Here is an 11,916-nt window from a genome sequence, read left to right as displayed (position 1 = left end):
GGCTCACTTCGATGGTGATCTCTTCGCCCGAACGCCGAACAACCGTGGCCATGATCGCTCCTCGCCTCATCATTTACAGAGGCTTAGAGCATACTCCTCGAAATAACATCTTGTCGAGGCCGCACCCGACCAGGTGATTCTCACTGATTACGACACCGTGGTGCACTGTGACGAACCGGCACGCAGCGGCACCCTGCATTATTGCAGTCCCGAGGTGCAGCAGCGCCAGGACGCGCAACTCTCAGATGATCTCTTCGCACTGGCCGCCACCTTTTTTCAGCTTCTCACGAATCGCCCTCCTTTTCTGCATGATGAGGAATTGCGCAAGGACTTGGGGCTGAACTGGGCCGGCGAGGCGGAACGCTTCCCGCGTCTGCGCGGCTTTTTCGACCGCGCCACGGCGTTGGAACGCACAGCGCGCTTTGCCAGCGCCCGCGAAGCCTGGAAATTTCTCACTGCGGAAACGTCAGAGACATCCGCCTCACGCACTGCGCCCGCAAGCCGCTTGCCCACGCCTACGCTCACCCCCACACCGATTCCTACCCTCACCTTGAGCGAACAGCAGGTGCCTTGGCTGCAGGATGTCCTTTCAGCCTATCCCGGCTCGCGTTACGGCAACCGAGAAACCCGCGGTTTGGACAGTGAATTTGCGCTGGCAACCTATGTCGAAACCCGTTTGGATCAAGTACTGCGCGAAGACATCGAACGTGGCGCGGTCAATCTGGTGATTCTGTTTGGCAACGCCGGCGATGGCAAAACTGCGCTTTTGCAGTATTTGGCATGTCAACTGAGTGGCGAACGGATTGATTCGGCCCAGCGAGTTTGGGAACATCGGCTCGCCAATGGCCAGCGTCTCAAGATCAATCTGGACGGTTCAGCGTCCTGGAATGGCCAGTGCGCCGATGATCTGCTCGATGACTTGTTTGCCCCCTTTCATCAGCCGGATTATTCGCATGATCGCACCCATATCGTCGCTATCAATAGCGGTAAGCTGCTTGAATGGCTGGATCGTCAAACCCAGGAGACCTATCTAACCGAGCAACTCCGCGAGGCGTTGTTAGACGAGACGCCACCGCGCGATGCGCGCCTGCGGCTGATTGATCTCAATCAACGTTCTCTGGTTGGTGGCTTCGACGCGCGTGACGCGACCCTGTCGAGCGACTTTTTCGACACACTCTTGGCGCGTCTCTTCGGTGGCCGTGATATCGATCACTGGGCGGTCTGTCCGCGCTGTACCGCTCAGGCGCGCTGCACGGCCTGGGCCAGTGTGCAGATTTGGCGTGATCCTGAACAAGGCGCACGGTTCAAGACGCGACTGCTCGATGCACTGCAAGCCTGTCACCAACGCGGTGAAATTCATATCACCGCACGCGAGTTGCGCGCGGCACTCTCCTATATTTTCTTCGGGCTTGAGGCCTGTGCGGATCGACATGCCCAACCAGATCGCCCGTTGGAACCCGCCGCCCGCCGCGTGTTTGATCCCAACTCACCGGGGCGCCAGGGAGAACTGTTGCGCGAGCTGACCCGGCTCGACCCGGCCCTGGACAGTGATCCGGACCTGGATCGGGAACTGCTATCGGTTGCCGCCCATCCAGCGCATCCCGATGCGCTGGCTCAGGCGCGGCGATGTGCTTACTTCGAGCGTCCTGATGGCGCGGTGATCCTGGCCGATGGTCAACACTACGGGCGTTTTCGCGCGGCCGCCGGGCTGGATGCAGTTGGACGTGAGGCGCTATGTCGCGACCTGTGCGCGGGCATTGCGTGCCTTGAAGCCTTGCCACGCGGCGCCAAACCGCCCACCCATGGGTTGCCGTTGCGCGTGACTCCGCGTACGCCGACGGAAAGCGCGCTCTGGGTGATTAAACCCTGGGAGCGGTTCGATTTGGAGATTCCCCATTCTGCTGCGCATCAACCGCTGGAAATGCTGCCAACGCACGTGACGCTTTGTTATCGCCTGTCAGGCGGCAGCATTGAGCGGCTACGCATTGATCTGGAACTCTTCCATCGCCTGCTCGAACTCAAGCACGGGCTGCAACTGATGGGTCGTGCCGAGGAAGGACGTTTTGCTAATTTGGCACTCTTTATCCAGCGGCTGGCACAGGAGGATTTTCGCGAACTCTATGCCTGGCATCCCGCCGAGGATGAACGGGTGTGGCGTTTGCAGATGATGGAACAAGACGGTCGCCAGCAGTTGGTGCGGGAGGTGGTGGAATGAGTTATCGCGTTCTGGTTGAAACCGTGTTGGGAAAACCGCGCACTGAACGCTTATGGACAGCGAATGCTTACAGCCTTCTACCCATTACGCCGCAATCACTGGATATTGGTGGTGTGTTTCCAGCCTTGCTGTATGCCTTTCGCTGGGGGCATCGACGAGGTAAAGGGCAATTCGAGAAAATCTTTGGCCAATCGGCAACCATTGCGGGGGTTACCGAGGTCTTGCTCAATGGTGAAACCACGGATTTTTGCGGTTTTGACGGCGAAACCGGCGCAGCAATCTTGGGCGATTTACTGTTGGCGTTTTGCTTGGAGAATAAAAAACATGCCTTGGGTCAACACATTCCGGTGTTGCGAGTATATCCCACCCATTATATGGCCAGTTGGATTGATCTTCCAAAGGAAGCATCGAACCTCAGGCGGGTTCCGGAATTTTTGTGCTCATTGCTAACGCACGATGATATCGAAGATTTGTCGATGCTACATTTTCCGTTGGCACAAGGTTTTATCAGTAATCCCCTGTTGGCTACATTTGGTCGGTCCATGCGGATTCGCGGCCAACATAGCAGCGATGTTCATTCAGACTGGTTTCAGGAGGAAACAGCCGAGGATCTTGGTATCGATGAGCTGTTAACCATTCGCCTGGCACAACGCTGCAAAACACCACCAGACAAGGCGCGGAAAAATCAGAAAAACCCGGAAGGTTCGGAGATCCCTCAACAAACAGCCGTCGCCTCACGCGCAGCGGAAATTTTACGCGAAGACCTGGCTGTTTTCATTCGTGGCTATGGCGGTATCATCCCTCGTCAGGCCTTTTTGCAAATGTTGGAATCCTGTGTCTGCCTGGGATTGACGCATCTGCTGTTTTCAACCCTGGCTGTTTTGAATCATTGGAAACACCATGGCCGAATTCCAGACATGCCGGCACAGGGTACCCTGCCGTTGTTTCTCGATTGCTCACAGGGCCAAGATAAGGACTTACGGGGATTGTCCGAACAGGTCATGCAGGAAAACCAACAGCAGTATGAAACCCTACCACTGTTAATGATGGTATTGCGGGTTTTGGAAGACTACGCCACCACTGATCGCAAGTTGCGCGATGAGGCCAGCCAGCTGCAAGCCAATCAATCCGCATTTCTCACCTTTCTGACGGACTTATTGCGTGAAGAGCACCCCCAATCTTATCGGCTTCTTGACACTATCGATGAACATTGCGTGGATCTAGCTGAAACGCTTGAAAAAGATGATGATCAGCCGACTTTGGTCACACATCTGCGAAACACTAACCTACATCCAGCATTACGGCTCGCGGAAGCACTTGTTGAATTGATGGGAGACACTCAGCAGCGTGCTAATTACAACAAAGTGTTAGAAGGTGCTTTGATGAGCGACGCCCCCAATGGCCTAGCCATCAAACGCCGCGCTTCGCAAACTCGTCACGGTCGCCGCCGCATGATGGACGTGCGTGCCATCGTGCCCACGATCCCCATGCTGGACTTCCTCGTCCATCGCCATCTGAAAACCGATGATGCGCAACAGGATCGCACCCTGTCCCTGCCAGCGTTCATCGACATTCTGCGCCAGCGTTATGGTCTTTATATCGCCGATGCGCCACCGCATCATGCTGTGGCTCAAGAACTCCTGCTACGCAATAAAGCCTGGCTGGAACGTACCCTGCGCGACATGGGGTTACTGGTCGGCGTCAATGACGCTGAAAGCATGAAGCGGCTCAAGCCCAAATATCGCAAGGAGGTCGCCTAATGCACGAGCAAGCCATCGCCTGGTTAGCTCAGGCTTGTGCCGATTGGCTGGGACAGCACGCGCAGCCTGGCGACATGGCCTTTACTCGCGCCCTATCCGGCGACTGGATCGACACCCTGGCCGCCAGTCCCCATTTCCACATCGACGGCTGGGAGGTTTGGGCGGTGCGCGATCAAGCCAGCCCGGATAGCCGCACCTTCACCGCTGAACAGGCCGTGGAGCGGCGTGAAGACAAAAGCTCACCGCCCACCCTGCTGCTGATCGACAGCGCGCGCGCCGGCGCCGGACTGGATGGCATTTACAGCGCTGCGCGTGAACTCGATGAGCGAACTCTAACCGATACAGCAATCAAGATCGCACGCGACGCGGTTTGCAACTACAAAAGCTTCACGGATACCGTCCGGAAACGTGCCCGGGTCGTCGCACATCGCCGCCGCCTGTCGCCCTGGGTCGAATACAGCTATCTGTGTTCAGCGGCTCGCTCGGCGTCGGAAGCTGGTGCTGCACTAGCACAGCTTGGACTCTGGCCTATTGCTGTTGATGAAAAACCCAATCCGGAGGATCTCAAAACCTCAGCGCTGCTGGTCGAGCGCCTGTTGCCCACCCAAGGCTCGCGGCAATCGCCGGAAATGCGCGTTCAGGCCTTGCAATGGCCGGCTGAACAGCAGGCACAGGCTAACGCACTAATCGATCTGCTGCGTCAGCACGAAGGGCGCTCGCGCCAGGAAACCCTCCAAGCCATACAATCCCAGCCGGAACTCTGGGTCAATCGGCTGCGTCCCGGGTTGATTGATGGTGATGAACTCCAAGCCATCCACCTCGAATCCTGGCGCGGACGCAATAACAAACCGCTGAAATGGTCAGGCCTGATCGAACAGGATGGGCGCCTGGAACTGCGTTTGGGACGCACGCCCGATCAAAGTACACGAGGACGGTTGGAGATTCGCTGGCACGTCGAGCCGGAAGCTCTGCCCAAGGGCGCGGTGGAGTATTTGATCGCCTTAGTGGCCGGCCACGATACCCTGGCGGAAAAACACCAATCACATAGCGGAACTGTCTCGCAGAAAGCGGTCTTTACCGCTGAGGATTTTGACGAACTCGATGAGGATGCGCGGTTCGATGCCCAAGTGGAGATTCGCTCCCTCGGCGCCGAAGGTAAATCCCGTCAGGCCACCAGCGAAGATTTTTTCATCTGCTTTGGTGACCCACCGGAGCAAACCGCCAGCACTGCCGGGCGCAGCTTTCCGACCCTGGCGCTGGCACTGGCCGATGTCGCCACGGATCGCGATGACTGGCGGGCCTATGTCGATACGCCGGGTGATCGTGAGCGTTTCAGTATTGACAAGGAGGGCGTCATCGCTTGCCGGTCGCGCAAGCGCAAGGCGCGCGTCCCCACCTCGAAACTGCTGCTGAAACTGGCACGCGATTGGGTTGCGCGGCAGGGCGAGATCGGGCGCTGGCAGTTGCGGGTGCGCGCTGATGGCGAGCGCATCGGTGATCCGATCTTTCTCCCCATGGACACGGCTAGCGCGGCGCCGCATTTTATTCAGGCCTCGCGTCACCTGGCCAAACATTTCGCCAGCAGCGGTTCGGCTCAGCACTTTCGCGGACCGCTGGGGGTCATTCATGACAACAGCGAAGTGTTCAACCACTATACGCTGGCCGCGATCGAGTTATGGCAAAAAGAAACCAAGGCCGAACTTGCTTTGGTTCACACACTGGAAATCCTTACTCAAGCGGGCGACTGTCTCGGTTTGATCGTCCTGCCCACCCATCCACTTCGGGTCGCCTGGCAGCAGGCACTGGATGCCTTGATCTGGCACCATCGCTATGTAGAGCACTTGTCGGCGAATGACATCAAAGACACCCTACAACGTCTGACCGGCAGCTATTGTCCGCCGATGTTGCCGGGTTTAACGCCTGGGCAGACCTTTGTGTTTGCCGATAATCTGGGGCTGCATGCCGCTGCATTGACACCGATTGAAGACCCTGAACCCAAGGCAACTGTGGCGCTGATGTCACGCTTGCTCGGTGATGAGGACAGTGTCGCGCCTTCGGTGGGTCGTGGGGCGTCCAAAATCTTAGCGGCAGAAATCCAGCGTTATTTGGAATTGCATCCTGCGTATCGGCGTCTGCGCCTGCATGCGCTGCGCATTGGCGACGCCAAACCCGTCGCGCGAGCATTGGGTCAGGTGCTCAAACAAATCGAAGAGCCCACGACGGATCAGGAGTCGAGCGAATCAGCGGTGCCCACGTCCGCACCCGATGACTGGGCACCGGAGCAAATCGCCTTTGATCTCTGGTTGCATCCGGCGCCTGAGCGACCACACGAAACGCTAGGTGCTTTCATCGCTGATACCGCCGCACGCAAACGCACTGGGGCAGGCGTCATCCCGGAACCGGATCGGTGGATGCTCGATAGCGTCGCACGTCCGAACGGAGTCAACCTGCCACGTCTGCGCTGGTACCGACGCGATGTGCCACAGCCGGAACAACCCGCGCATCTGGCGCTGGCGTTCGATCTGTTTCACTCCGAGGTCAAGGTTGTTCCCCTGGCCACACTGCCGAAAAGCAGCGCGCTGGAAATTCACGGCCTGGCGACTATGCCGACCCGCGATTTTATCAATGACCCACACGGCGAAACCTACTGGCAAACCTGGATCGCGCCCAATCCCCGCGGCCCGGATCATCCCGTGGATCAAAAACTCACCGAACGCTTGTTGCGCTTGCAGCGTGCGCTTATGGTGACGACCACCCGTCATCTGGGCGGGAGCCAGTCGGACTGGCCGGTACTGATCACCCGCATTGATCAGGCACAAAGCGACTTGCTGCAACAGTTGCATGCGCACTGTGACTGGGTAATCACGGCAGATCGCAACGCGGGTATCGAGTATTTCGATTCCCCGCAGACCCTGCCGGCGATTTATCGTGCCTTCATCATTGACTGCGTGCCAGAGCGTGACGACCTCGGCTTCATGCAGTTGATTACCTCAACCAGCCGTATCGAGGAAATTGGCCAGTTGCTGGCCGGTGCGCTGGCGGCACTCGGGCTGTCACGCAGTGAGCGCAATTGTCGGGCGTTGCTCGAAGCACTCAAAGCCATCAGCGGTCGATTGGTGCTGCGTCTGGGTGGCACAGGTAACGTGACTCAAGAGTCCATTGCTCTGGCTTTGGTGCAACTGGAAGGTTGCACGGCGGATCGCGACCCTGCACCTTTTCCCTCGTTGCGGGAAGGCATTTTCATTCCCCTCGACGATGTCCCGGAATTTTTCACCGCTGACACTAAACGCCAAGGTCCCGGCGGGCGTGCTGATTTGCTCTATGTAACAGCCACGAAACAGGCCACCCTGGACTTCACCTTTATCGAGGTCAAATTTCGCCGCCATCTGAAAACTGCCCGCTCCGGCGATCTGGCGCAATCTATCAACGCACAACTCGAGGCTTCCTGCCGCGTCTGGGAACGTCTGTTTGATGTGAAGACCCCTGCCCTGAAACGCCTGTTTCACCGCGCCTGGCTGGCGCGCATTCTACGATTTTACGTTCAAAAAGGCGCGCGTCATCAACTGACACAAGAGGCGCAGCGGCGTTTTGTCACAGCCATTGAACGACTCCTGCTCGACGCAGATTATGAATTGCCCGCTGCGGCCGGGTTGGGGCGTCAGAGTTTTGTGTTCTGCCCTGAATACAACAGTCCCCAGCCTGTACCCATCGATCCGGGTGGCGATGCGCAGTTGTGGCTGTTTGGCCCAGAGCGCCTGCCGGATACGCTGGATGGGGTGCGTTCCCCCGCATCCAGAAAAACGACCAATGGCGTTGACTCAGGAGCCACTGACCAGGACGCGATGACCGCCACGGTTTTGCAGCCGATCACCGTTTCTGCGAACAAACCCGTGATCGAACCGGATGCGACAGACGCCATCACGCCGGCGGTTGACGACGTGTCACCTGCAGAGCCGGCGCGCGTGCGGCTCGGCCATCGTCAACCCAAGGGTGCTGAAGTGGTCTGGGAAACCGGCATTCGCGGCAATCCCCATCTGCTAATGCTGGGCAATTCCGGCATGGGCAAAACCACCTGCCTGATCAATCTGTGCCAACAATTGCAGGATCAGGGCATTGTGCCCATCGTCTTTTCCTATCATCAGGATATTGATCAACAGCTAACCGCCACCTTAAGCACCCCGCCGCAATACGTGCGCCTCTCCGGGCTGGGATTCAATCCGCTGGAGATCGTCGCGACGGACAATCCCCATGCCTTTCTCGATGCCGCCGGGATGATTCGCGATATTTTCGCGGCAATCTTCCCTGATTTGGGCGCGGTACAACTGGGCCAAATTCGCGAGGCGCTGGAGCGCAGCTATCGGGATCAGGGGTGGAGCACCGGGGGAGAACAGGGCGCGATTCCCGCCTTTAGTGCCTTTCTCGAGGTGCTGCGTGCCGAGCCCAAACCGGATCGGCGCTTATTGACCCGGTTGAACGAACTCGACAGCTATGGGCTGTTTGCGCCCACGGGCGCCACTGAAGCCAGTCTGCTCGATACCTCTACCCCCTCTCTGGTGCAAATTCACAGCACCCAGAACGACCATTTGCAACGCGCCTTCAGCAGCTTTGTGCTCTACAACCTCTATCAAAACATGTTTCGCCGCGGCCCCCAGGAACGCCTCACCCATGCCATCGTCATCGACGAGGCCCATCGCGCCGCGCGCCTGAAGTTGCTCCCGACCCTGGTGAAGGAATGCCGCAAATACGGCCTGGCAGTGATCCTCGCCTCTCAGGAAGCGAGTGATTTCGATGACTCACTCTTTACCGCCATTGCCAGTTACCTGACGCTGCGGGTCAGCGAAGCCGATGCGCGGTTAATGGCACGCAACTTTGTCGGCAGCGATCAGGTAAGTCGTTATGCAGATCGGCTCAAGCAACTGCCCAAATATCAAGCCATGTTCTACAGTGAGGGAATGACAACCCCCATGCAGCTCGCTTTGCTTAAAGCATAGCGGTCTCGAACTCCACTACTTGCCGCTGCTGTTCGCTGAAGGCAATACCGATTAGAACAATCGGCTGACCCAGCGCGCGGTATTTGTCGGCATAGCCTTTGTCTTTGAGCTGCCGCAGGGCGCTGCCGGGCGGTGAACGCTCGGCAACCTTGAACTCGAACAGCCAGATTTGCTGAGTCAGCTTGAGCGTCAGGTCAATGCGCCCGTGGTGGGTAATGTCCTCGGCAATCAGTTCCAGACCCAGCGCGGCGAGATGGCTGTAGAAGACGCTGGCCCAGTAGCCTTCGTAGTGGGCGATGGGTGTGTTGTCGTGCCAGTGATGAGGGATGGCGGCGAACAGGCTGTGCAGATGTTCGCGCAGCCGTTCAGGCTCACCGCTTTGAAGAATGTCGTGCAAGCGGCTTAGCGCCTGCTCGGCGGGGGCTGCTTCATTGGCCATGAGCGCGCGCAGTAACCCATCGTTTAAGGCGCTTTGTACTTCCAGGTTCGGATAAGTCAGCCGGTATTGGATGCGGGCGCCGATACGCTGCTGACCGGCAAAAGTCAAATAACCGGTCTGCCACAGCAGCGCTTCGGTGGCGATGTGATCAACATCGAAGCTCGACAGCAAAGCCTCCGAAGCCATGATTCGGGCCAGATTAGGCGTGAACAGTCCGCGCTGCATCAGCACATCAATCAGCCCGCTGGGCGAGCCGGTCTCGAACCAGAACGAACGCAGCTCACGTTCCTGAAACAATAGCAGCAGATCAAAGGGATTGTAGACCGCCTCACCCAGCCAGTTGTAGCCGTTGTACCAGCGCCGGATCTCATCACGATCCAAATCCCGCAACTCGGGTGCAAAGACGCTGTCGAGATCACGTTCGGTATAGCCACAGAGGTATGCGTTTATCCCCTCACCCAAAACCGAAACTTGGCGTACTAGTCCGCCGAAATTTGTGACTCAATGGGCGGCGGCTTGAGGAATCGGTGGAGCGGGTTGGTTTTGGCGACGGGCCTTCAAGACCTCAGCCAGATAAGGCCAGGGTGAGCACTGGCGCAGGCGGCAAGTGTCGATGACGCTGGCCAAATTGGCCAGGGCGCGCGAGCCTTCTTCGGTACGGGTGCCTTGCTGAACCTGACGCAGGATCACCCAATGACGCAGCGCCCGCTCGGCTTCATTGTTGGTCAGAGGCCATTTCGGGTCGTCGAGCACCATCCAAAACGCTTCCCAGTCGTTGAGCAACTCAACGGCTAAGTCAAGCGCTTTTTTGGGCGCGCTGGGATCATTGACGAGCCGATGGCAGACGTCATGGAAATCCCACAAGGTCTTGTGGTGTTGGGCGCGCAAGGTTCCGTTGGGCTGAGGTGGGCCTTCACGGGCTTGGTAGACACTGTCCATCAGCGTTTTGAAGTGCGCCAGCACCTGTTGTCCGAAGTGCTGGGAGCGTCTGTCAGTGCTTTCGGCCAGTCCGCGAGCTTTGCGCAGGATGTGCGCCCAACAGCGCAGGCGCTGGCCATAGACGCGGTAGACCCGATAGCCGTCGCTCATCAGCCAACCCTGGTAGTCTCCAATCAGGCGGGCGAACATCTCAGCGGTGCGCCGCCCGACGCTGTAGAAGATCACCTGGCTGGTGATCAGCACCCAGAGCCAGAGGTTGGCCGCCCCTTGTGGCCAGGGCGTCTCATCAATGTAGGCTTCTTGGCTCTGGGCCAGGGCGTCTCGAACGGCTTCCTGGATGGGCGGTTCAACCGCACGACCGAGTTCGTGACGACATTGACTGATCAGGGCGGTGGAGATCTCCAGGCCAAACCAATCGGCCAGAAAGGTGCGAACCCGCCGGTGGGAGCCACGCAGTTGTAGGGTCAGGGCGACGATGAAGCTGGCCAGCGTGGGGCCGATCAGACGCCATTCACTCATCAATACCGTCCAGCCTTCTTCGGGGTCGGCGCGCCCGGGACGGGCTTGGGTGAGATGCCCGCAGTGCGGGCAAGCCACTTCATTATAGGTGTGCTTGCAGTGCTCAAGCTGCAAGCCGACTTGGCCGGACTCGGGGAGCATCAGGTCCAGTTCATAGCGGGCGTTGTGCGCTTGCGCCGCTTCGCCCTCAAGCCCATGGGCGCAACAGGCGCAGTGGCTGGGAACATGGAAGCGCTCCACATTGATGGGCAGCACTTGGGTGCGGCTCACCCCAGGGGCGCCAGGTTGGCGCCCAGGGCGGCGTGGTTCAGGTGTTTGGGAGGCGCCCGGCTCATCAGGCGTTGAGGCGCGAGCCGGCTTGCTGGTGGCACACTCCTCGCTGGTGTCGTCGGCTTCAGCCTCGGTGGCTGGCGCTCGGCGGCGCGACGATGGCCGCTGGTCCTGGTCCTTGTCAACGTCGGTGTGCCCAGGCGCGGCGGCGGGGGCCGGCGCTTCTCCTCGCTCCCAAGGCGCACGCGAACTCGGCGGGCGCGAGCTGTTGGATGCGTTTTGATTCAGGCGATCCCGCGCGTCCTTCAAATCCGATAACAACCGCCCCGACAGTCCGCGCAAGTCGCCCGTCGCGTCCAAGGCATCCAGGCGCGCATCATCGAGTTGGCGCAGGTCGTGATCGCTCAGGTACATCGGTTTGGGGCGTTGTTGGGTTGGCTTTGTTGTACCATCGGCTCAGACAATTGTCACCTAGTCTCGAAACTTTGTGCCCAAAGCGACGATTTTTCTAGGGTAGGGGCTAAGCGGTTACCCACAGAGTGCCGAGTAGGAGGCCGAAACCGTGAGATCACGCAAATTGTTCAGTCCCGAGAACAAACTCACCCGGCTGAACTTGCTCACCCCGGTGATGAAGACAAAGCGCACATCAGCCTCGCGGGTGCCGCCTTTCAATGATGTCAATCATGAGCCATGCTTAGCCCATCATCCAAATGCAGAAAGAGGGCTTGGCCATAACAGCGCAACTCATTAACATCGACGGTCATCAGGCGACTTTTCAAGTCA

5 protein-coding genes and 1 pseudogene are annotated in these 11,916 nt (G+C 58.5%); 3 read left to right on the top strand and 3 right to left on the bottom strand.

From position 1 onward, the window contains the following. Positions 1 to 133: 133 nt before the first annotated feature. The 3 genes from CKO36_RS17510 to CKO36_RS17500 are packed head-to-tail and all read left to right on the top strand — an operon-like array spanning position 134 to position 8,966. Positions 134 to 2,215: a serine/threonine-protein kinase gene (locus CKO36_RS17510; RefSeq protein ID WP_200286171.1), complete on the top strand. Its 2,082-nt coding sequence runs from the start codon at positions 134 to 136 to the stop codon at positions 2,213 to 2,215. Further along, positions 2,212 to 3,975: a methylation-associated defense system protein MAD7 family protein gene (locus CKO36_RS17505; RefSeq protein WP_200286169.1), complete on the top strand. Its 1,764-nt coding sequence runs from the start codon at positions 2,212 to 2,214 to the stop codon at positions 3,973 to 3,975. Before CKO36_RS17510 ends, CKO36_RS17505 begins: the two co-directional genes overlap by 4 nt. Beyond that, positions 3,975 to 8,966: an ATP-binding protein gene (locus CKO36_RS17500; protein WP_200286167.1), complete on the top strand. Its 4,992-nt coding sequence runs from the start codon at positions 3,975 to 3,977 to the stop codon at positions 8,964 to 8,966. The genes CKO36_RS17505 and CKO36_RS17500 overlap by 1 nt, the downstream gene beginning before the upstream one ends. Here CKO36_RS17500 and CKO36_RS17495 read toward each other — a convergent pair. The 3 genes and pseudogenes from CKO36_RS17495 to CKO36_RS17485 all read right to left on the bottom strand — a co-directional run. After that, entirely contained in the window at positions 8,956 to 9,867 is a 912-nt protein-coding gene (locus CKO36_RS17495; RefSeq protein WP_242469709.1) for a PD-(D/E)XK nuclease domain-containing protein, read from the bottom strand. The genes CKO36_RS17500 and CKO36_RS17495 overlap by 11 nt on opposite strands. Positions 9,868 to 9,906: 39 nt before the next feature. Continuing rightward, positions 9,907 to 11,547: an IS66 family transposase gene (gene tnpC, locus CKO36_RS17490; protein ID WP_200286165.1), complete on the bottom strand. Its 1,641-nt coding sequence runs from the start codon at positions 11,545 to 11,547 to the stop codon at positions 9,907 to 9,909. A gap of 117 nt (positions 11,548 to 11,664) precedes the next feature. Further along, a pseudogene (locus CKO36_RS17485) lies at positions 11,665 to 11,787 on the bottom strand (AAA family ATPase); the annotation flags it as partial. Between the last annotated feature and the right edge of the window lie 129 nt (positions 11,788 to 11,916).

This window comes from Rhabdochromatium marinum (assembly GCF_016583795.1).
Taxonomy (GTDB): domain Bacteria; phylum Pseudomonadota; class Gammaproteobacteria; order Chromatiales; family Chromatiaceae; genus Rhabdochromatium; species Rhabdochromatium marinum.
This window is presented reverse-complemented; position numbering and strand designations above follow the sequence as displayed.